16 protein-coding genes and 6 tRNA genes are annotated in these 21,638 nt (G+C 51.4%); all 22 read right to left on the bottom strand.

Features of this window, described 5'->3' with window-relative positions:
* Positions 1 to 93: 93 nt before the first annotated feature.
* The gene (gene rpoC, locus P1P89_00205; protein ID MDF1589903.1) at positions 94 to 4,488 is read right to left on the bottom strand and encodes a DNA-directed RNA polymerase subunit beta'; all 4,395 of its coding nucleotides are present in this window, start codon (positions 4,486 to 4,488) and stop codon (positions 94 to 96) included.
* Positions 4,489 to 4,498: 10 nt separating this feature from the next.
* Positions 4,499 to 8,599 carry a DNA-directed RNA polymerase subunit beta gene (gene rpoB / locus P1P89_00200; protein ID MDF1589902.1) on the bottom strand — a complete coding sequence of 1,367 codons (4,101 nt, stop codon included), beginning with the start codon at positions 8,597 to 8,599 and terminating at the stop codon, positions 4,499 to 4,501.
* A 146-nt stretch (positions 8,600 to 8,745) separates the two neighbouring features.
* Positions 8,746 to 9,126, bottom strand: a complete 381-nt coding sequence (gene rplL, locus P1P89_00195) for a 50S ribosomal protein L7/L12 (protein MDF1589901.1) — start codon at positions 9,124 to 9,126, stop codon at positions 8,746 to 8,748.
* A 141-nt stretch (positions 9,127 to 9,267) separates the two neighbouring features.
* Positions 9,268 to 9,795, bottom strand: a complete 528-nt coding sequence (rplJ, locus tag P1P89_00190; protein ID MDF1589900.1) for a 50S ribosomal protein L10 — start codon at positions 9,793 to 9,795, stop codon at positions 9,268 to 9,270.
* 151 nt (positions 9,796 to 9,946) lie between these two features.
* Positions 9,947 to 10,651 carry a 50S ribosomal protein L1 gene (rplA, locus tag P1P89_00185; GenBank protein MDF1589899.1) on the bottom strand — a complete coding sequence of 235 codons (705 nt, stop codon included), beginning with the start codon at positions 10,649 to 10,651 and terminating at the stop codon, positions 9,947 to 9,949.
* A gap of 25 nt (positions 10,652 to 10,676) precedes the next feature.
* A complete protein-coding gene (rplK, locus tag P1P89_00180; protein ID MDF1589898.1) occupies positions 10,677 to 11,099 on the bottom strand; it encodes a 50S ribosomal protein L11 in 423 nt (140 codons plus the stop codon).
* A gap of 22 nt (positions 11,100 to 11,121) precedes the next feature.
* Positions 11,122 to 11,652 (bottom strand): transcription termination/antitermination protein NusG, encoded by a 531-nt coding sequence (gene nusG / locus P1P89_00175; protein ID MDF1589897.1) that lies wholly within the window; start codon positions 11,650 to 11,652, stop codon positions 11,122 to 11,124.
* Positions 11,653 to 11,669: 17 nt separating this feature from the next.
* The gene (gene secE / locus P1P89_00170) at positions 11,670 to 12,062 is read right to left on the bottom strand and encodes a preprotein translocase subunit SecE (protein ID MDF1589896.1); all 393 of its coding nucleotides are present in this window, start codon (positions 12,060 to 12,062) and stop codon (positions 11,670 to 11,672) included.
* An 86-nt stretch (positions 12,063 to 12,148) separates the two neighbouring features.
* A tRNA-Trp gene (locus tag P1P89_00165) sits at positions 12,149 to 12,224 on the bottom strand.
* 63 nt (positions 12,225 to 12,287) lie between these two features.
* Positions 12,288 to 12,437 (bottom strand): 50S ribosomal protein L33, encoded by a 150-nt coding sequence (rpmG, locus tag P1P89_00160; protein ID MDF1589895.1) that lies wholly within the window; start codon positions 12,435 to 12,437, stop codon positions 12,288 to 12,290.
* A 20-nt stretch (positions 12,438 to 12,457) separates the two neighbouring features.
* Positions 12,458 to 13,651, bottom strand: a complete 1,194-nt coding sequence (gene tuf, locus P1P89_00155) for an elongation factor Tu (GenBank protein MDF1589894.1) — start codon at positions 13,649 to 13,651, stop codon at positions 12,458 to 12,460.
* 107 nt (positions 13,652 to 13,758) lie between these two features.
* Positions 13,759 to 13,835, bottom strand: a tRNA-Thr gene (locus P1P89_00150).
* A 70-nt stretch (positions 13,836 to 13,905) separates the two neighbouring features.
* Positions 13,906 to 13,981 (bottom strand) — tRNA-Gly (locus tag P1P89_00145).
* 171 nt (positions 13,982 to 14,152) lie between these two features.
* Positions 14,153 to 14,237 (bottom strand) — tRNA-Tyr (locus tag P1P89_00140).
* Between the two features lie 60 nt (positions 14,238 to 14,297).
* A tRNA-Thr gene (locus P1P89_00135) sits at positions 14,298 to 14,373 on the bottom strand.
* Positions 14,374 to 14,686: 313 nt separating this feature from the next.
* Positions 14,687 to 15,205 (bottom strand): cob(I)yrinic acid a,c-diamide adenosyltransferase, encoded by a 519-nt coding sequence (gene cobO / locus P1P89_00130; GenBank protein MDF1589893.1) that lies wholly within the window; start codon positions 15,203 to 15,205, stop codon positions 14,687 to 14,689.
* Positions 15,202 to 16,434, bottom strand: coding sequence for a U32 family peptidase (locus tag P1P89_00125; GenBank protein ID MDF1589892.1), 1,233 nt, complete (start codon positions 16,432 to 16,434; stop codon positions 15,202 to 15,204). Before P1P89_00125 ends, cobO begins: the two co-directional genes overlap by 4 nt.
* A complete protein-coding gene (gene rfbD, locus P1P89_00120) occupies positions 16,415 to 17,308 on the bottom strand; it encodes a dTDP-4-dehydrorhamnose reductase (protein MDF1589891.1) in 894 nt (297 codons plus the stop codon). The genes P1P89_00125 and rfbD overlap by 20 nt, the downstream gene beginning before the upstream one ends.
* A 2-nt stretch (positions 17,309 to 17,310) precedes the next feature.
* Complete coding sequence (gene rfbC / locus P1P89_00115) at positions 17,311 to 17,868, bottom strand: dTDP-4-dehydrorhamnose 3,5-epimerase (GenBank protein MDF1589890.1); 558 nt, start codon at positions 17,866 to 17,868, stop codon at positions 17,311 to 17,313.
* Positions 17,865 to 18,746, bottom strand: a complete 882-nt coding sequence (rfbA, locus tag P1P89_00110) for a glucose-1-phosphate thymidylyltransferase RfbA (protein MDF1589889.1) — start codon at positions 18,744 to 18,746, stop codon at positions 17,865 to 17,867. Before rfbA ends, rfbC begins: the two co-directional genes overlap by 4 nt.
* A gap of 511 nt (positions 18,747 to 19,257) precedes the next feature.
* A tRNA-Arg gene (locus tag P1P89_00105) sits at positions 19,258 to 19,333 on the bottom strand.
* 5 nt (positions 19,334 to 19,338) lie between these two features.
* Positions 19,339 to 21,366 (bottom strand): LysM peptidoglycan-binding domain-containing protein, encoded by a 2,028-nt coding sequence (locus P1P89_00100; GenBank protein ID MDF1589888.1) that lies wholly within the window; start codon positions 21,364 to 21,366, stop codon positions 19,339 to 19,341.
* Positions 21,367 to 21,638: the final 272 nt, after the last annotated feature.

Raw genomic sequence — 21,638 nt, 5'->3', positions numbered from 1 at the left:
ATTTTTTTCCCTCCATCCGGCATGGCCGTCACACTGTTCAGACCACCCGGCAGCCGCCGAACATATCGTCGATAAACGGCTGAAACCGGTCCATTAGGCGCCATCGGTCGTGGTGGGGTTATACAGATGAAATCCGGTCCCTGCCGGAATAATTCTTCCCATAATCACATTTTCCTTTAACCCCCGCAGGTTATCCACCGTACCGGCAATACTTGCTTCCGCCAGAACCTTGGTCGTCTCCTGAAAGGATGCCGCCGATATAAAACTGTCCGTGCTCAGCGAAGCCTTGGTAATGCCCAGAATAAGCGGTTCGGCCATGGCCGGCTTTTCGCCTTTTTCAACCACTGCCAGATTGGCTTCTTCGAATGTGTTTTTGTCAACCTGTTCTTCCAGGATAAAATCGGTATCACCCACCGCGGTTATTTTAACACGCCGCATCATCTGGCGAACGATGACTTCAATGTGCTTGTCGTTGATCCGGACGCCCTGGAGGCGATAGACTTCCTGAACCTCATCCACCAGATATCGGGCCAGCGCCACATCCCCCTTTATATTCAGAATATCCTGGGGGTTGGCCGAACCGCCGATGATCGGTTCACCGGCGCGGATGTAATCGCCGTCATAAATATTGATGTGTTTGCCCTGGGGAATCAGGTATTCCTTATTTTCCCCGACATCGGCCGGCGAAACCGTTACCTTCTGCTTTCCTTTCTTGGTACTTTTGGAAATGGCGACGTAGCCGTCAATCTCACTCAAAACCGAAGTTTCTTTGGGCTTGCGTACTTCAAAAAGCTCGGCCACACGGGGCAGGCCGCCGGTAATATCTTTTGTTTTGGTGGTTGCCCGGGGCAGTTTTGCGACGATGTCACCGGCCTTGACCGTATCGCCGTCTTCAACCAGCAAAATCGCGTTGACCGGCAGGACATACCGGGCAACGCCGGATGACTTCGGCAGGCTGGCGGTTTTACCATCGGCATCTTTAATGGAAATTCGGGGCCGCACCTCGGCGCTTTTGGATTCAATGATCGTGCGGCTGGACATACCCGTTACCGGGTCGACTTTTTCCTGCAGGGTTTTACCGGGCGTAATATCCCCGTACTTCACGGTTCCCTCCACCTCGGTGATAATGGGTGTGGTAAAGGGGTCCCAGGTTGCCAGAAGATCCCCGGCATTCACTTTCTGACCGTCCTTGACCAGGATGTGGGCGCCATAAATGACCGGATAGCGTTCCCGTTCCCGGCCGGTGTCGCTCACAATCGCAAACTCCCCCCCCCTGCGGTTCATGACCACCAGTATATTTTCCGCATTTTTGACCACATTGAGATCGTCGAATTTAATGGAGCCGTCCAACCTTGCCCGGACATCGGCCTGCTCAACACGCCGGCTGGCGGTTCCACCGATATGAAAGGTACGCATGGTCAACTGGGTGCCGGGTTCGCCGATGGATTGGGCCGCCAGAATTCCGACGGCCTGTCCGATTTCAACCGCATGGCCATGGGAGAGATCGCGGCCGTAGCATTTGGCGCAAACACCATGTCTGGTCTTACAGGTCAGTACGGATCGAATCTTGGCGTTGGCGATGCCGACATCTTCAATTCTTCTGACGGCATCTTCATCGATTTCATCGCTGGACCGGACGATCACCTCGTCGGTAAACGGATCGACAATGTTATCAACCGGATATCGTCCCAGGATGCGTTCGCCCAGCCGCTGGATAATTTCACCACCCTCCATCAGCGGTTCAACATCAACCCCCAGCATGGTTCCGCAATCAGGCTCGCTAACCACACAGTCCTGGGCGACATCCGCAAGGCGTCGGGTCAGGTACCCGGAGTTGGCCGTTTTCAGAGCGGTGTCGGCAAGCCCCTTGCGGGCGCCATGGGTAGAGATAAAATACTGCAAGACCGAAAGCCCCTCACGGAAATTAGCCGTAATCGGCGTTTCGATAATTTCGCCGGACGGTTTCGCCATCAGCCCGCGCATGCCGGCCAGCTGACGCATCTGGTCCTTACTGCCTCTGGCGCCTGAATCCGCCATCATGTATATGGGGTTGAAACTCTCCACCATGACGGGTTTGCCTTTAGCGTCCGTAATCGGCTTGCCTTCCCTGTCTATAGACGGTGCCGTTTTCATGGCTTCCATCATTTCATTGGCAACATCATCGGTGGCCTTGGCCCAAATGTCCACGACCTTATTATATTTTTCCCCTTGGGTAATCAGCCCCTCGGTGTATTGCTTGGCGATATCAGTGACCTGCTTTTCGGCTTCATCCAGGAGGTCCCGCTTGGATGCAGGGGTAATCATGGCATCAATCGAAATGGAAAGGCCGGCTTCGGTTGAGTGCTTGTAACCGATGTCTTTGAGACGGTCCGAAAGAATGACCGTTGCCTTGGGGCCCAGGTTCCGATAGGCATAATCGACCAGTTCGCTGAGCCTTTTCTTGTCCATGACATGATTCATGACTTCAAACGGAATTTCAGGTTTTTTCCCGACAACTTCAAACAGATGGTAGCCGTTGTCGCCGAAAATAACAGCGCTGACGTCTCCTCTGTTCAGCGAATATACGCCATCGGCGTCACTATCGGAAGCATTAAAAATCCGAATGAATTCATCCTTGCGCAGCAATCCGATATGCCCGTCCTTCTCTTTGTCGGCGCTTTCGGATGCTTTCACCATGTCGACAAAGGGCTTGCCGGCCTTTATCTGGGCCTGAATGTCTTTGGCGGCGTCTTCCGACGCAGTCATGATATGCCGCAGGACCAAAAGATTCTCCTTGGGAATGATTTCCCAGAGCAATATCCGTCCCACGGTTGTGTCGTATCGACTCAACCCCATTCGGACCGTAATTTCGGCATGCAACTCGACTTCGCCGGCGTCAAAGGCGACGCGCACCTCCTCCGGATTGGCAAATATCATGCCGGTTCCTTTGGCTTGCTTGGTCCCCCGGGTCATATAGTAAATCCCCAGAACGATATCCTGGGTCGGCACAATCGTCGGCACACCATTGGCCGGTGAAAGGATATTGTTGCTCGAGAGCATCAATACCCGGGCTTCGATCTGCGACTCCACCGCCAGGGGGACGTGAACCGCCATCTGGTCGCCGTCAAAGTCGGCGTTAAAAGCCGTACATACCAGCGGATGCAGCCGGATCGCCTTGCCTTCGATCAAAATCGGTTCAAAGGCCTGAATCCCCAGCCGATGGAGTGTGGGCGCGCGGTTCAGCATTACCGGGTATTCCTTGACGACTTCATCTAAAGTGTCCCAGACTTCCGGGGTTTCGCGTTCAACCATTTTCTTGGCACTTTTTACGGTGGAAACAAGTCCTTTTTGCTCCAATCGATAATAAATAAACGGCTTAAAGAGCTCGAGCGCCATCTTCTTGGGCAGACCGCATTGATGCAGCCTAAGATTGGGGCCGATGGTGATGACGGTCCGTCCGGAATAATCCACCCGTTTCCCCAAAAGGTTCTGGCGGAACCGGCCCTGTTTTCCCTTGAGCGTATCGCTGAGAGATTTCAGCGGCCGCTTGTTGCTCCCGGTAATCACCCGACCGTGACGACCGTTGTCAAAGAGAACATCCACGGATTCCTGCAGCATCCTTTTTTCGTTGCGGACAATAATGTCAGGCGCCTTCAGGTCGATCAGCCGCTGCAGACGGTTGTTGCGGTTAATCACCCGGCGATAGAGATCGTTCAGGTCGGACGTGGCAAAGCGACCGCCTTCCAGCGGAACCAGCGGCCGCAGATCCGGCGGCAAGACCGGAATGACGCTCATCACCATACAGGCGGGATTGATCCCGGAGCGCCGGAAGGCGTCCACAATTTTAAGCCGCTTGGACAGTTTCTGGCGCTTGGCCACCGAGCCGGTCGAGCGCGTCTCGGCCCGCAGTTCAACATATAATTTCTCCAGGTCGATCTGTTCGAGCAGGGTTTTGACCGCTTCAGCGCCGATCCCCGCTTCAAATTTTGACCCGTACTTTTCCAAGGCTTCGTAGTACTTCTCGTCCGACAGGAGTTGGCAGCGGGTCAGATCGGTGTCTTTGGGATCCGTAACGATGTAGTTGTCAAAGTAAAGAACCTTTTCCATGTTTTTGAGCGTTAAATCCAGCAAATTGCCGATTTTACTCGGAAGGCTCTTTAAAAACCATATGTGAGAAACCGGGGTGGCCAGTTCAATATGGCCCATCCGGTCCCGACGGACTTTGGACTGGATAACCTCCACGCCGCATTTTTCGCAGATAACGCCCCTGTGCTTCATGCGTTTGTACTTGCCGCAGTTACATTCGTAATCCTTGGTGGGACCAAAAATTTTTGCGCAGAACAAACCGTCGCGTTCGGGTTTGAAGGTTCGATAATTAATGGTTTCTGGTTTTTTTACTTCCCCAAACGACCACTGCAGAATTTCTTCCGATGAAGCCAAACCGATGCGAACACCGGTATAAAGTCTAGGGTCTTTAGGTTTAGCGAAAAAATCATATAGAGTTTCCAAGGGCTTCTCCTTATTCATCTTTTCCTTCAAGTAGTTTGACATCTAAACCCAAACTCTGAAGTTCTTTTGTCAGAACCCGAAAGGACTCCGGGATGCCCGGTTCCAATGTATTCTGGCCTTTAACGATCTTTTCATACATCCGCGTTCTACCCGCCATATCATCCGACTTGACGGTTAAAAACTCTTGCAGCGCATGGGCTGCGCCATAGGCTTCCATGGCCCATACTTCCATTTCCCCCAACCGCTGGCCGCCGAATTGGGCTTTGCCGCCGAGGGGTTGCTGTGTAACGAGTGAATACGGCCCGATGGAACGGGCATGAATCTTATCGTCAACCAGATGGTGCAGTTTCAGCATGTACATAGTGCCCACCGTGATCTTCTGTTTAAACGGTACGCCGGTGCGCCCGTCGTACAGGGTGGCTTGCCCGGATGTGGATAATCCAACTTCATCCAGCAGCGCCTTGATCTCTTCTTCCTTGGCGCCGTCAAAAACAGAGGTGGCCATGTGCACACCGTCGCGGTATTGCCGGGCGAAATTGACCAACGCTTTTTCATTCAGGCCGTCGAGCATCTTGGGAGTATCTGAATCGGAAAATATCCGCTTCATCTTCGTGCGCACTTCCTTTAGCTTGTTCTCTTCCAGCAGTTTATTGATCTGGGCGCCCAGCCCTTTGGCGGCATAACCCAGATGAATTTCCAGAACCTGCCCCACATTCATTCGCGACGGAACCCCCAACGGGTTGAGCACCATATCCACCGGGGTGCCGTCCTCAAAATACGGCAGATCCTCCTGGGGCAAAACCCGTGATACCACCCCTTTATTGCCATGACGGCCGGCCATTTTATCGCCCACCGAAAGTTTTCGTTTCATGGCCACGTAAACCTTCACCATCTTGATGACGCCGGGAGCCAGATCATCCCCGCGGTCAAAGCGGCTGACCTGCTCTTCAAGCTCGGCCCGGCAGCGGTCGCAGTTCTGACGATACTGTTCAAGGATATCATGGATTTTTTCGGTCGCCTTGGGGTCCTGCAATACGATCCCCTCGATCTGCGCCAGCGGTATTCCCGCCAGTGTATCGGCGTCGATCTTGCTGCCTTTCGGCAGTAAAATCTTCTTGCCCCGTTTTATCACGGTTTCAGATTTCTGACCGATGAGCAGCTTTTCAATCTCCCCGCGGGCGATTTCCTCATTGATCCGGATTTCGTCGTCCCGGTCTCTTTTAAGGGCGGCGATTTCAGCATCTTCTATCAGTCGACTGCGTTCATCCTTATCAACCCCCCGTCTCGAAAAGACTTTGGCATCAATGACAATCCCTTCGACACCCGGAGGAACCCTCAAAGAAGTGTCTTTAACATCGCCGGCCTTTTCCCCGAAGATGGCCCGCAGCAGTTTCTCTTCCGGTGAAAGCTGCGTTTCTCCTTTTGGCGTAATCTTTCCCACCAGGATGTCGCCGGGAACAACCTCAGCCCCCAGCCGAATGATACCGCTTTCATCCAGGTCCTTGAGTGCTTCTTCGCCCACATTGGGAATATCCCGCGTAATATCTTCTTTTCCCAGCTTGGTGTCCCGGGAAACGACTTCAAACTCTTCAATATGGACGGAGGTATAAACACCATCACGAACCAGTCGTTCGCTCACCAGAATCGAATCTTCGAAATTATACCCTTCCCACGGCATAAACGCCACGGTGACGTTTTTACCCAGGGCCAGTTCGCCCTTGTCGGTGGCGGGTCCGTCGGCTATGATATCGCCGGCCTTAACGCGCTGGCCTTTTTCAACAATGGGACGCTGGTTAAAACAGGTATTCTGATTGGAACGTTTAAATTTCGCCAGGTTATAGATGGTCACGTCTTTGGCGCTGCGATCCTTAGCCGGCGCATGTCGCAAAACGATACGGGAGGCTTCAACCGCATCCACCACACCATCACGCTGGGCCACCACTCCCACGCCGGAATCTTTGGCGACAACCCCTTCGATGCCCGTACCGATCAGGGGGGCCTGATTCATGATAAGCGGAACCGCCTGCCGCTGCATATTGGATCCCATCAGCGCCCGGTTGGCATCGTCGTTTTCCAGAAAAGGAATCAGCGAAGCCGATACACTGACCAGCTGGTTGGGCGAAATATCCATGAGTTCAATTTCTTCCCGGTTGACCATCATAAACTCTCCGGCAACCCGCGACGTAACCAGTTGATTGACATAGCTGCCTTTTTTATCCACCAGGGCGTTTGCCTGGGCAATGGGAAGTTCCTTTTCTTCAAAGGCGCTCAGGAATTTGACCTCGTTGGTTACCGTGGAATCTTTAACGACCCGGTATGGCGTTTCAATAAAGCCGTAATCGTTCACGCGCGCATACGTGCTAAGAGAGACGATCAGCCCGATATTGGGTCCTTCCGGTGTTTCAATGGGGCATATGCGCCCATAGTGAGACGGATGCACGTCCCTGACCTCAAAACCGGCGCGTTCACGGGTCAACCCCCCCGGTCCGAGGGCGCTCAGCCGCCGCTTGTGGGTTGTTTCAGAAAGCGGGTTGGTCTGATCCATGAACTGGCTGAGCTGGCTGGTGCCGAAAAATTCCTTCACAACCGCCGAAACCGGTTTCGGATTCACCAGGTCATGGGGCATCAGGGCATCCACCTCCTGGAGACTCATCCGTTCTTTAATGGCCCGTTCCATCCGCACCAGACCGATCCGATACTGATTTTCAAGCAGCTCGCCGACGGCACGGACCCGTCGGTTTCCCAGATGGTCGATATCGTCCACAACGCCCTGGGTGTCCCGGAGGGCAATCAGCGTCTTGGCTGTTAGGAGAATATCCTCCTTTCTCAGGGTGACGATATTGATGGGCGTATCGATCCCCAGTCGCAGGTTGATCTTCAGTCTTCCCACGCTGGACAGATCGTAATAAGCCGATTTGAAAAACAGGTGATCAACAAAATCCTGGGCCACTTCCGGCGTAGCCGGGTTACCCGGTCTGAGGCGCCGATAGATTTCAATCAGGGCGTCCTGTTTGGTCTCCACCTTGTCCAGTAAAAGTGTCTTGCGAATAGAATCACTGCTGGACATTTCATCGATAAAAAGCAGCTCAAATTCATTAATGCCGGCATTGCTCAGTTTCAGGAGGGTCTCTTCATCCACCAGATCGTTGGCCTTTATAACCGTTTCACCGGTTTTGGGATCAACAATCGCATGGGCAAAGACCTTATGGGTGATATCATCCAAACCCACCGGAATCGTTGTCGTATTGCTGGCTTTTAACTGGGCAAGCACACGCTTGGTAAACATCCGCCCCTTTTTTACCACCACCTCGCCGGACACCGGATCCTTGATATCGCGACCGGCCCGCTGGCCTTTGAGCAAATCGGGATTAAATTCCTTTAAATAGCGTTTACCTTTAACCTGGATCTTTTCGGTACTATAAAAATACGTCAAAATGTCTTCGGCCGAATAACCGAACGCTTTAAAAAGCAGTGTTACGGGAAACTTGCGACGCCTGTCGATCCGAATATAGACGATATCCTTGGGATCGATCTCCATATCGATCCAGGAGCCCCGCACCGGGATAATCCGTGAGGTATAGATAATCTTGCCGCTGGAATGACTGCTGCCTTTGTCGTGGTCGAAAAACACGCCCGACGAGCGGTGCAGCTGGCTGACGACTACCCGTTCGGTGCCGTTAATGATAAACGTGCCCTTATCCGTCATCAGGGGAATCGTACCAAAATAGATTTCCTGTTCCTTGATGTCACGGATATTGGAAACCCCGGTCTCTTTATCGATATCGTTTACTACCAATCGGACGGTAATGCGCACAGGCAGTTCGTAAGTCATCCCTTTATGGATACACTCCTGAACCGTATGCTTCACCTCGGCAAAGCGGTAAGATACGAAGTCCAGCGAGGCGCTTCCCGTAAAATCCTTGATGGGAAAAACAGACTTGAATACCGCCTGCAAACCGATATCTTCACGCTTTTCAGGCGGGACGCCTATTTGTAAAAATCGTTTGTATGAGTCGCGTTGCATCCCGATCAGATCAGGGATTTCAACAATTTTACGTATCTTGCCGAAGCTTTTTCTGACACGCATATTAACCACGGTGCTTTCCGCCATGACATCTCCAATATCTTATAGTGTAATTGGGTAACGGGCTATAGGTGATAGGCGAAAATCAGAACGTTGCAGCGAGCGCTCGCAAACGCCCGCCGACGTTTTTTCATTCCTATCACCCACACCCCTTTTCATTCACCAGTTACGGACTACTTTAATTCCACCTGGGCGCCGGCGCCTTCCAACTGAGCCTTGATTTTTTCGGCTTCCTCTTTGGAAACAGCTTCTTTGACGGGTTTGGGGGCCTCATCCACCAGGGTCTTGGCTTCTTTCAGCCCGAGACCGGTAATGGCCCGCACTTCTTTAATAACCTGAATCTTTTTGTCGCCCACGGTTGTCAGGATAACGTCGAATTCCGTCTTTTCTTCTACCGGCGCAGCCGCGTCTCCCGAAGCAGCCGCTGCGACGGCAACCGGCGCTGCTGCGGAAACGCCGAACTTCTCTTCCATTTCCTTGATCAGTTCGGATAACTCCAGTACGGACATATTTGCTATAAATTCAATCACATCTTCTTTGGTAATGTTTGCCATTTGACTTTCCTCCAGTTTCACTTACGGGATGGTGTTGTCATCAGCCCGCTAATGTATTCAGCTTTTTACGTTTTATCTGTTAGTGACGTTCCATTCTGTCTGCCGCCATTTTTAACTGCAGCCGACACTGTCCATCGATTTTCAGCCCGCCGCTTCTTCCTTTTTTGCCTTGAGGGCCAGCAACACATTCAACATGCCGGACGGAACCGCGCTCAACACCCTTACAAACGACGTCGGCACTGCGTTCATGACCGAAAGCAGCTGACTGAGCAGAACTTCGCGTGAAGGCAGATTTGCCAGCGCTTTTATCCCGTTCAAGTCGATGATCTTGCCGCCCATGACGCCGATTCTGAGTTCGAGCTTTTCGTTCTCTTTGGCGAACTGTGTCAAAACCTTGGCCGGCGCCACCGGATCATCATAACTTAAGGCAATGGCGCTGGGGCCCTTAAAACTGTCCTGGATCAGGGCGACATCCGTTTCCTGGGAAGCCCTTCGCAGCAGCGTATTCTTCACAACCTGATAATCGATCCCGGCATCCCGCAGTTTTCTGCGCAGGTCATTCAGGGATTCAACCCGCAATCCCTTATAATCGGTAACGATCAAAACCTTTGTTTTTAAAAATTTTTCGCGCAGATCTTGAACAACTTTTTTCTTATCGTCTAATTTCAATTATTAACACCTCCCTCCTTTTCTGTAAAAAACCGGAGGCACTATTTCATTGCTAACGCCTGTCTCTGTAGGCCGGTCAACCCGATTATACACAGATAGAGTGAACCTACGGTCTTTGACAGTTTATTTAAACCCGATGGGAAACAATCTTTTATTTAACGATTTCCTTGGCAAAGGACGTGTCGATGGTGATGCCCGGTCCCATTGTGGTGGATATGGCAATCGTCTTTAGATAAGTCCCCTTGCTGGCCGCAGGCTTCAAACGGATGATGGTCTCGATGAAAGCGGAAATATTCTGAACAATTTTTTCCGCTCCGAAAGAAACCTTGCCCATGGGCGCATGCACGATCCCGGCCTTTTCAACCCTGAAATCGATCTTTCCGGCTTTAAGTTCGTTGACCGCTCTGGTAACATCAAACGTGACGGTTCCAATTTTGGCATTCGGCATCAATCCCCGGGGGCCGAGAAGTTTACCGATCTTACCCACCGTCCCCATCATATCGGGTGTCGCGACGGCTTTATCGAAGCCGAACCATCCGTTCTTGATCTGTTCAACCAGATCGTCGTTGCCTACGAAATCCGCTCCGGCATCCTGGGCTTCTTTTTCCTTTTCACCCTTGGCAAACACCAGCACCTTTACTTCTTTGCCGAGACCGTTGGGCAATACAACCGTACCGCGCACCATCTGCTCGGCATGCCGGGGATCCACCCCCAAGCGTACCGCCAGGTCAACGGACTCATCAAATTTTACATAGGCTGAATCGATTGCCAGCTGAACGGCCTCAACAAAATCATGCTTTTTGCCGGAATGAACCTTTTTTCTTGCCTCTATAAATTTTTTACCGTGCTTCGGCATTTTTCTACATCACTCCTTTTATTCTTTAGGCGATCTCGATCCCCATACTTCTAGCTGTCCCTGAAACAATTTTACAGGCAGCTTCCAGGTCGTTCGCATTTAAATCGACCATCTTCAGTTTTGCTATCTCTTCAACCTGAGCCCGTGACACTTTAGCGACCTTATTTCGTTTGGGATTGTCTGAGCCTTTTGCAATCTTAGCCGCTTTCTTCAACAGGACTGAGGCCGGTGGCGTCTTGGTGATAAAGGTAAATGATCGGTCCTGATAAACGGTGATCACGACGGGAATAATCATGCCTTCATCATTTGCGGTCCTGGCATTAAAAGCTTTGCAGAAATCCATTATGTTAACACCGTGCTGCCCCAGGGCCGGACCGATCGGCGGTGACGGGTTGGCTTTTCCGGCCGTTACCTGCAGTTTTATCTGTGTCATTACTTTCTTCGCCATTTTTCTTCACACTCCTAAATTGTTATAGCTTGCTGACCTGAACGAAATCCAATTCAACTGGTGTAGAACGTCCGAAAATGCTCACCAGGACCCTTATCTTGCCCTTCTCAGGGTTAACCTCTTCCACCGTGCCGTTAAAATTGGTGAACGGTCCGTCAATCACCCGAATTTCATCGCCGTATTCAAAAAAATATTTCGGCTTCGGCTTTAATTTGCCGGCCTCCATCCGGTTCAATATCTGCTCGGCTTCATCATCGGTAATGGGCGTTGGCTTGTCTCTGCCCCCCAAAAAACCGGTGACTTTGGCGGTATCATTAACGATGTGCCAGGTTTCATCGTCCAGTTCCATGTTCACCAGGATATAACCGGGATAAAATTTACGCGCCGACGTCTTTCGTTTTCCCTTTATGAGTTCTACAACATGTTCGGTCGGCACAATCACTTCACCGAATTTATCCGGATGAGAGGATAGAGCAACCCGTTCCTCAAGGGCTGTTTTAACCTTATTTTCAAACCCCGAATAAACATGGACGATATACCATTTGCGTGCCACTATACTTTTCTCCTCATTTATTTAAAAACCAAACGAATCAGACTCGACAAGCTGATATCGACGACCCCCAAAAAGAGTGAAATGATTATTACCAATATAATGACCACCAGCGTCGAACCCAGCGCCTGTTTACGCGTAGGCCAAGTTACTTTTTTTAGTTCCACCTTGACTTCCCGCAAAAACTGCAAGGCCTTTTCGATAAAATTCCTGACAGCGCCGCCCTGGGTCGATTTAACGGCGGGCAAGGACCTTTTCTGGGGCGCCGCCTGCCTTTTTGCTGTATCCTTGTCGGATATAACCGCCGGAACAGCCCCCTCGACCGCGGCTTCAGTATTTGCCTGGGGCGCAGCCCCTTCATCGATGCCTTTTTTCTTTTTTGGTGAAGCTTTTTTTCGCTGTATCCGTCCCATTTTGCTCCCTAAAAGGTGAAAGCTCAAAGTCTTAACACCTGCCGTTCTCGGACCATCAAACTCTGAGCTTTCGCCTCAATATATGCTGGCAGGCCAGGAGGGATTTGAACCCCCAACACCCGGATTTGGAGTCCGATGCTCTACCGTTAGAGCTACTGGCCTGCAGGTTCCCTTATCAAAGAATCCAGTTCCGCCGTTGACAACACGAATCTACAATAGAACAGGCTATTTGGTCTCTCTATGCATCGTATGCGTTCGACAAAATCTACAATACTTCTTAAATTCCAGCTTGTCCGGAGTTGTCCGTTTGTTTTTTGTCGTATTATAATTTCTTCTTTTGCATTCAGCACATGCAAGCGTAATTATTATTCTCACCAGCAAACTCCTCTGTGCCGTTATTCGATTATTTCGCTTACCACGCCGGCGCCCACCGTACGGCCGCCTTCACGAATCGCAAACCGCAACTCTTTCTCCATCGCGATCGGCGTGATCAAATCGGCCGATATCGTTACATTGTCTCCCGGCATCACCATCTCGACGCCCTCGGGCAGCTGCAATATCCCCGTCACGTCCGTCGTCCGAAAATAAAACTGCGGCCGGTACCCATTGAAAAACGGCGTATGCCGTCCCCCCTCTTCCTTGCTCAATATGTATACCTCTGCCTTGAACTTCGTGTGCGGCTTAATCGATCCCGGAATCGCCACCACCTGGCCGCGCTCTACATCCTCGCGCTTGGTCCCCCGCAGCAATAACCCCACATTGTCCCCCGCACGACCCTCGTCCAACAGCTTGCGAAACATTTCTACGCCCGTACACACCGTCTTTACCGTCGGCCGGATGCCCACAATCTCGATCGCATCGCTCACATGGATGATCCCCCGGTCCACTCGACCCGTTACCACCGTGCCGCGCCCCGAGATGCTGAACACATCCTCGATGGGCATCAAAAACGGCTTGTCGATGTCCCGCTTGGGCTCCGGAATAAACGTGTCGATCGCTTCCATCAGCTCAAATACGCACTTGGCCTCGGCACTGTCCGGATCATCACTCTCCAGCGCCTTTAAGGCACTGCCCCGGATAATCGGCGTGTCATCCCCCGGAAACTCATACTTGTCCAAAAGCTCCCGCAGCTCCAGCTCCACCAGCTCAATCAACTCCTCATCATCCACCATGTCGCACTTGTTCAAAAATACCACGATCCGCGGCACCCCCACCTGACGCGCCAGCAGTATGTGCTCCCGCGTCTGGGGCATCGGTCCGTCATCCGCTCCCACAACCAATATGGCGCCGTCCATCTGAGCCGCTCCCGTGATCATGTTCTTGATATAATCCGCATGACCCGGACAATCCACATGCGCATAATGACGATTGGCTGTCTGATACTCCACATGCGCCGTCGCGATCGTAATGCCGCGCTCCTTCTCCTCAGGCGCCTTGTCGATCTGGTCAAACGGCACGTACTCCGCCAGACCCTTCAATCCCATATGCTTCGTTATCGCCGCCGTCAATGTCGTCTTGCCATGATCGATATGGCCGATCGTCCCCACATTCACATGCGGCTTGGTCCGCTCAAATTTCTGCTTCGCCATCTCTCGTCCTCCCCTTAATATTATTCATTTTTTTCAAATTCAGATCTTCTTACCGTCAATACCCCGCCCGGCACGCAGTTTTCGACTCCAGCGCTTCAACTGCGCTGTGGAGCCCACGACCGGAATCGAACCGGTGAACCTCTTCCTTACCAAGGAAGCGCTCTACCTACTGAGCTACGTGGGCGCTGACGGGCAATCCGTAAAACCGATAAAGCCCCCGCTGTTACCATCAGGAACCGTAGCAACCATCTGGCTGGAGCGGGAGACGAGGCTCGAACTCGCGACATTCAGCTTGGAAGGCTGAAGCTCTACCAACTGAGCTACTCCCGCTCATGTTATCAGGGCAAATATGCTGTGGCACACCCCTATGAAGAATTCAGGAGATAATATCAAGTTTCCGCAAAATTGCGCTAACCGCAGTTAGAATCATGCAGGAAGCCATGTAGTATCCCGATTCCGATTTCAGTATCGAAATCTCCTACATACAACTCACATTAGGGATGGTGGTGGGGGGAGGATTTGAACCTCCGAAGGCTTCGCCGACAGATTTACAGTCTGTTCCCTTTGGCCACTCGGGAACCCCACCCGTTAAACGTAACATGGAGGGTGCATCGAATATCCGCCACCCATCAACCCAAACAATTAGTGGAGCCAGCGGAGGGACTCGAACCCCCGACCCACTGATTACAAATCAGTAGCTCTACCAGCTGAGCTACGCTGGCATACACAAACTTTTTTAATTTTTCTAAATGCTTAACTGATTAATTCGATCCAATATCCTAAACAGAACGTTCTTCTATAGCGATGTATCTATTAAATATCAACCCATAAAATTGTTTATAAAAGCCGTTTATTATTCAAATTTAATAAATATTGTCTTAAATATTCTATTTTTGACTATTATCTTTGATTTTTGATTATTTGATTAGATATTTGATTTTTGACGATAATCCCATTTTAAATTCATTGGCAGTGAAAGGTACCGTTTATTAGACCTGCCACCTCACCGTTTCGCGCGATAAAGCCCCCTTGCGCTTACTTTTCGATACCGGTACGGGCGGCTACCCCTTTATCAAAATAATGTTTAACACTCTTCATTTCGGTAACCAGGTCCGCCCGATCTATAATCTCAGGGCGGGCGCCCCGACCGGTGATGATTATTTCAACCCCTTCGGGTTTATCAGCGATAAGGTTTAACAGTTCCTCAACCGGAAACAATCCGAAATGCACCGCAACATTGGCTTCTTCCAGTATGATCAACCCGTATTGGCCGGATTCCATCGCTCCCCTTGCTTTTTCGAGACCCCTGCGAGCCGCCGCCATGTCTTCTGGTGCAGGGAGGCCCTTGACGAACTTGCCGATTCCAAACTGTTCAATGCTGATCATGTCTGAAAATCGTTTCAACGATTTGATTTCACTATAATCACCGATTTTCATAAACTGGCAGATATAAACCTTTAATCCGGCTCCGGCCGCCCGCAGGGCAAGCCCCAGGGCGGCCGTGGTCTTGCCCTTTCCATCCCCGGTATAGACCTGAACATAACCTTTTTTCATGGGTGCCCGCCTGCCTTTCTGATGAGATCATTGCGCGCGCAGTCCGTCCCGAGTGAAACCGAAACCTTTGAACCGGGCTGAGCGCACGGTATCGAGTGCCCGTTTTCATCGAAAATCGCTGCGATGATGTCGGTATGGACCGGGCTGCCTGGTTTGAGGATTTCAACCCGATCCCCTTTAAAAAACTTGTTGCGGGCGTCCACCTTCACCTGTTGCGGGTTGATTGGGTCCAGCACTTTAGCGATGAAAAGCGGTTTACTTTCGTTTTCAGCGCCCCCATTACAGCGCGACGCCCCGTCCGGTTCGCCGAAATAAAATCCGGTACTGTAGCCGCGGTGGCTGATGCTGTTGAGTTCCCTAAGCCATTCCTCTCTGAACTCATACTGTAGCGGATTTTTATAATATGCATCAATGGCTTCGCGGTACACTTTTACCGTAGCGGCGACGTAATGGATGCCTTTCATGCGTCCCTCAATTTTCAGCGCCGTCAGTCCCGTCTGGATCAGTTCAGGGATATGCGCAATCATAGACAGGTCGCTTGAATTGAAAATATAAGTCCCGCGCTCGTCTTCGCTGATGGGCATGTACTGTCCGGGACGCGTTTCTTCCATGACCGCGTACTTCCACCGGCAGGGGTGGCAGCACATGCCTTGATTGCTGTCGCGGTTCGCCATAAAATTACTCAGCAGACACCTGCCGGAATACGAGATGCACATGGCCCCATGCACAAACGCCTCCACCTCCAGACCGGACTGTGCGACCATCTCACCGGCTTCAGCCAGCGACAGCTCCCGGGCCATGACAATTCTTTTAATGCCCTGATTTTTCCAGAACAGCGCACTGTTATAATTGGTCGTATTGGCCTGGGTGCTTAAATGCAGCGGAATGTGCGGGACAATTTGACGCGCCGCTGCAATGATGCCGGGATCAGAAACGATCAGGCCGTCAATCTCCATATCGCTCAGCATTTCAAGATAGCGCCGTATCGCCGGCTGCTCGGCATTGCGTGAATAAATATTGCAGGCCAGGTAGACCCGTACACCGCCTGCATGGGCAAGGGCTGCGGCCGACCTGAGCTCATCAAGGGTAAAGTTTCCTGAAAAATTCCGGAGGCTATAATCCTTTCCCCCCAGGTAGACTGCGTCCGCCCCGAAATGAATGGCAACTTCAAGTTTTTCAAAATTGCCTGCCGGCGCCAGCAATTCGATCCTATCCGTTTTTGTCAGCATTCATGATCCTTTTAATTACAGCTGCCAAACTCTCGGGCCATGGCTGGGTGGATATGCCGAAATTCTGATGGATTCTGCTGCAGTCCAATGCTGAATATCGCGGTCTTTTGGCCGGGGTGGGATACTGATCGGTTGAAATCGCCTGGACAACGGGCCGTTTAAAAAGTTGATAGGGTGCTGTCAGGCTGAAAATTTTTTCAGCAAATTCGTGCCAGGAAGCAACACCCTTGCCGCAGTAATGATAGGTTCCCCACGGTACAGCGGATTTCCTATGAATATCCGACGCTATTTTCAAGACCGTCCGGGCCAGATCGGTGGCGCTGGTGGGAGAGCCGAACTGGTCGTTGACGACGTTTATAACCTTCCTTTCCCGGCCGATTCGCAGCATGGTTTTCACAAAATTATGACCGAAAACGCCGTAGAGCCAGGATGTCCGCAGGATGATATGCTCGGGCAAGAGCGATCGGATCCGGTTCTCGCCGTCTGCTTTGCTGCGGGCATAGACGCCCGTCGGCGCGACCGGGTCAGATTCCGTATACGGGGTGTTTTTCTCACCGTCGAAAACATAATCCGTTGAAATGTGGATGATCGCGATGCCGGCCGACCGGCAGGCCCCGGCGAGGACGGCGGGGCCTTCAGCATTGACGCGGCCGGCCGGCAACGGCTCTGACTCAGCTCTGTCCACCTGGGTATAGGCTGCCGCGTTTATCACCAGGAATGGTCTGAATCGGGCAATGGCCTTGTCGACATCCGCCGCGGCTGTGATATCCAGCTCCGACAAATCAGTGGCGACGGGCTCGAATTCGCTTTTCCGGCCTTGCAGCAGCAGTTCCTGGCCGAGCTGCCCGTCCGCCCCGGTCACCAGAATCTTCAATGTCAAACCTCCGTAACAGGAAGCTGCTCGGGTAACAGGTTTTGCAGGAAGGAAAACTGCCGGTCCTTATGTGACAGGATGGGGTCTTTTTCCGGCCAGTCAATCCGGATGTCGGGATCTTTCCAATTGATGCCGCCTTCATCTTCAGGTTTATAATAATCCGAACATTTATACAGTACGTGGGCGGTTTCACTGCAGACACAAAACCCGTGGGCAAACCCCTCCGGGATCAACATCTGGCGTTTGTTTTTTTCAGACAGGGTGACACCGGTCCATCGGCCGAAGCCGGATGATCCGGGCCGTATGTCCACGGCCACATCAAATATTTCACCGGTAATCACCTGCACCAGCTTTGCCTGGGGGCGCTTTATTTGGTAATGCAGTCCCCGGAGGGTGCCTTTGACTGAAAACGACAGATTGTCCTGCACGAATTGCTGCTCAATTCCCAGTTGCCCATATCTCCGGCGCTGATATGTTTCCACAAAAAAGCCGCGCGGATCCGCAAATACATCGGGTTCAATAATCAGAACCCCTTCAAGGTCGGTGGGGATGATATTCATAACTGTTTCTTATCGTATTTCAACATGTCCATTAAATACTGCCCGTTGCTGTTCTGCAACAGCGGTCGGGCCAGCCTTTCAACCTGGGCGGCATCAATATATCCCATGCGATAGGCAATCTCCTCCAGACAGGCCACTTTCAGCCCCTGGCGGTTTTCAATCGTTGCGATGAAATTAGCGGCCTGCATCAGGGTCTCATGGGTCCCGGTATCCAACCAGGCGATGCCGCGACCCAGCTTTTCCACAAACAGAGATTCCCTATCCAAATAGGCCCGGTTGACGTCCGTTATTTCCAGCTCGCCCCGGGGCGAAGGCTCTAATGCAGCGGCAATATCCAGGACCCGGTTATCATAAAAATAGAGGCCGGTCACCGCATAGTTGGACTTGGGGCTTTTGGGTTTTTCTTCGATACCGATAACATTGTCGCTGCCATCGAATTCAAGCACCCCGTAGCGTTCGGGATATTTGACCCAGTACCCGAAAACAGTGGCGCCCGTTTTTCTGGACTTGGCCTTGGTGAGCTGCGCCGTCAGACTCTGGCCGTAAAATATATTATCCCCCAGGACCATGCAAACAGGGTCGCGCCCGACAAAGTGCTTCCCGATAATAAACGCTTGGGCCAGTCCCCCGGGATGCGGCTGTTCGGCATAACTAAAGGAGATACCCCACTGGGACCCGTCCCCCAGAAGCTTTTCAAACAACGGAAGATCCTGCGGAGTCGAAATGATCAGTATTTCCCTGATCTCCGCCAGCATCAAGACCGAAAGCGGAAAATAAATCATCGGTTTGTCGTAGACCGGCAAAAGCTGTTTGCTGACGACCCGGGTAATCGGATAGAGCCGCGTGCCGGACCCGCCGGCCAGAACGATTCCTTTCATTATGACGATTCCTACTCGCTGGAAAAATTGATTTGGTTTTTAAAAATTTTCTTTTCCATATGATTTTTTTCTGATTTTAGCAACACCGCCGGTGAAGTTTATTGCCGTAGAAAAATTTTGCGATCTGAGATGTCAAAAATGCAGCCTGACACTTCTACCCCTTATCCTCACGCCAAAACTACCCATTTCATTGCCCAATTCACTAGACATTACCCAATTGCCATTTTTTGGTCTTGCTCCATCGATCATTCTGACCTCGTCCTAAACACTCCACTTGATTCTTCGTGCGTAAATTTTTAAACACTCGCCGGATCATGTCTACGCTGACATTCGGGCAAACAATTCCTGCTTGCCACGCGCTTCCCCAAGATCTGAAAGATACCAGGAAGTGGATGCAGGAACGGACTCAAACTTCAGCGCAAAAAGATTTAAGGTCATCATGGATCTTCCCTTTCATAAGTCGACTGATCCTCACGCAAGGGCATCATAATTCATAACTTACTGATATTATTGGTGCCCCCGGCAGGAATCGGACCTGCGGCGCATGGATTAGGAATCCATTGCTCTATCCACTGAGCTACGGGGGCGAAACTTATTCGATATAGAGTTTTTGGCCCGGGTAGATTTTACTCCTGGGGGTTAACTGGTTAATCCGAAGGAATTGTTCCAGGGGCATTTTGAATTGCTGCGAGATTTTAAAGGGGCTGTCGCCGTGTTTGACCTGATAGGTTTTTAGTTCTTCTCTTGGCGGCGCTTCCTCTGTTTTCCCCGATAAATGGAGAACCTGGCCGATACTGAGCATGGTGGAATTCAGCTTGTTTAACTCCTGGATCTCTTTGGTGGTGGTACCATAGCGCTTGGCGATAATCCAGAGCGAATCACCGCTTCGGACCGTGTGGGTTGCGGGCGGTTTTTCCGGCACGATGGTCTGAGCCGGCGGCTGATAGGACCCGCCCTGGGGTATTTTCAGCACCTGGCCGGCAACGATGAAATTGTGCCTGTGAATGTTGTTCGCCCGGGCAATGCTGCTAACGCTGGTCCGGTATCGATTGGCGATGCCGGAAAGCGATTCGCCCGATCTTACCCTGTGGTTGACATAATCCGGCTGCGGTCTGGAGGATACGGGGATATCGTCCAGTTTCGCCAGCAGTTCTTCCGCCTTTCCAGGGGGCACGCGAAGCTGGTAGAGTTCGCGCGGCAATATCTTATAGCGCAGTTCGGGATTCAGTTCCGTCAAATCGGCCAGGTCGATACCTAATATACTGGCGATATCCCGCAGATGCATCTGTTTTGTAACGGTTGATATTTCAAATTCAAAGGGCGGATCGACCGTTACGCTGTCGAGCCCGTATCGTTCCTTGTTGTTGAGAACATGCAGCGTGGCCAAAAACCTGGGAACGTAACGGGCCGTCTCAAACGGCAGGCGTTCGAACAAATCCCAGAAGTCATCGAGGTAGTTCACATTTTGACTTTTGATGACCCGCAGCACCCTGCCTTCCCCGCAGTTGTAGGCAGCCAGTGCGGTCGTCCAGTCGCCGAAGATCTGATGCAACTCCTTTAAATACGCGATCGCCGCCTGGGTCGCTTTTTCAGGGTCCATGCGTTCATCGATAAAAACATCCCGCTTCAGTCCGAATTTAAAGCCGGTTGAAGGAATAAATTGCCAAAGCCCCAATGCTCTTGCCCGGGAAAGGGCATTGACCTTGAATCCGCTTTCAATCAACGGCAGCCAGGACAATTCCTCCGGAAGACCGGCTTTACGGAGTTCCGAAACGATGTAATCATGATACCGGCCGGAGCGCCTGTAGGAATCAATAAAAAATTTTTTTTCCCTTCCAGTGGTAAACAGATCGATTTCAGCCTGAATATACTTATTGACCACCAGCGGGATGGCATTGTGCTTTCCGTTGGCGACGATATTTCGGGAGGCATATATTTCAAGGATTCGCTTGGATATGATCAGTCGGAGGTCTTCTTTTTGCTGGATCAATTCGGGTTTGATATCCGGACTGTCGATTTTAAGAATAAGTGAATAGGCCTGATCAAGGGCCTCCAATGCGTTTTCCAATTCGCCTTTTTGCCAGAAATCCTGAGCCGCCTGACAAAAATCAAGGGCTTCATCCAGCAAAGACTGTATTTTTTTGGGAGTAAGCGGGATTTCCGTGGCCGGATCATTTGATTCTTTGGCGCCGGCAGCCGAGCCTTCCCCAACCGGTTGGGCAGCAGCCTTATCCGGATTTGAGTTTACAACCGGTTTTGGCGGCGTTGGTTCCATCTTTTTGGCGGACGTCCCCGGCGCTGCTTTCGGCTTCTCAGCAGCCCCCGGAACAACCAATGCCACTTGCGGGGCCGAAGGGGCGCTCCCGGACGGCGGGTTGCTCATTTTGGGCTTTGCCGGACTCATGTCCTCGATGACAACCTTATTATCGGCATCTTCGGCGACCACCTGATTATCGACATTATCGGCGACAACGTTGTTATCAGTAGCAGCTGTAGTTTTTTGCGGGGGCGGGGATCCCTGTTTATCCTGTGTCGACACCGGTTTGGGAACAGCTTGAATGCAAGCGCTCAAAATGAATATCAAAAGGACGGCCAGGGGGAAAAAACGTAATCTATTCAAACCAAAATCCTTAAAACAGCGTGTGAGAAACGATCCGACACCTTTGCAAAACGCTCTTTTTGCCCCATTCGGTGTCAGGGCTAATTTGTCTTCGCCCCAGACGGATTAATCCAGATTAATCCTCGAGGTATACAATGCATCTATCTTTGGCTGTTCGATTACACAAAAACAGGTGCCTTTGTCAAGGATTTAACTTCATTCCGTTATTTCAGGGTTCCATCGGAATTGTATGTCACGGGGTGGCGTTCACTGCTACGAAAAATAAATCGCTT

The organism is Desulfobacterales bacterium, from assembly GCA_029211065.1.
Taxonomy (GTDB): Bacteria; Desulfobacterota; Desulfobacteria; order Desulfobacterales; family JARGFK01; genus JARGFK01.
The sequence above is the reverse complement of the archived record's forward strand: the minus strand, read 5'-3'. Positions and strand labels throughout refer to the sequence as shown.

Coding starts and splice junctions, on each gene's coding strand:
- rfbC (MDF1589890.1), bottom strand. CDS start 17,868: ATGAATATCATCCCCACCGACCTTGAAGGGGTTCTGATTATTGAACCC.
- rplL (MDF1589901.1), bottom strand. CDS start 9,126: ATGGCAAACATTACCAAAGAAGATGTGATTGAATTTATAGCAAATATG.
- rpoB (MDF1589902.1), bottom strand. CDS start 8,599: ATGGCGGAAAGCACCGTGGTTAATATGCGTGTCAGAAAAAGCTTCGGC.
- tuf (MDF1589894.1), bottom strand. CDS start 13,651: ATGGCGAAGCAGAAATTTGAGCGGACCAAGCCGCATGTGAATGTGGGG.
- cobO (MDF1589893.1), bottom strand. CDS start 15,205: ATGAAAAAAGGTTATGTTCAGGTCTATACCGGGGATGGAAAGGGCAAG.
- rplA (MDF1589899.1), bottom strand. CDS start 10,651: ATGCCGAAGCACGGTAAAAAATTTATAGAGGCAAGAAAAAAGGTTCAT.
- rplK (MDF1589898.1), bottom strand. CDS start 11,099: ATGGCGAAGAAAGTAATGACACAGATAAAACTGCAGGTAACGGCCGGA.
- P1P89_00125 (MDF1589892.1), bottom strand. CDS start 16,434: ATGCTGACAAAAACGGATAGGATCGAATTGCTGGCGCCGGCAGGCAAT.
- rfbA (MDF1589889.1), bottom strand. CDS start 18,746: ATGAAAGGAATCGTTCTGGCCGGCGGGTCCGGCACGCGGCTCTATCCG.
- secE (MDF1589896.1), bottom strand. CDS start 12,062: ATGGGACGGATACAGCGAAAAAAAGCTTCACCAAAAAAGAAAAAAGGC.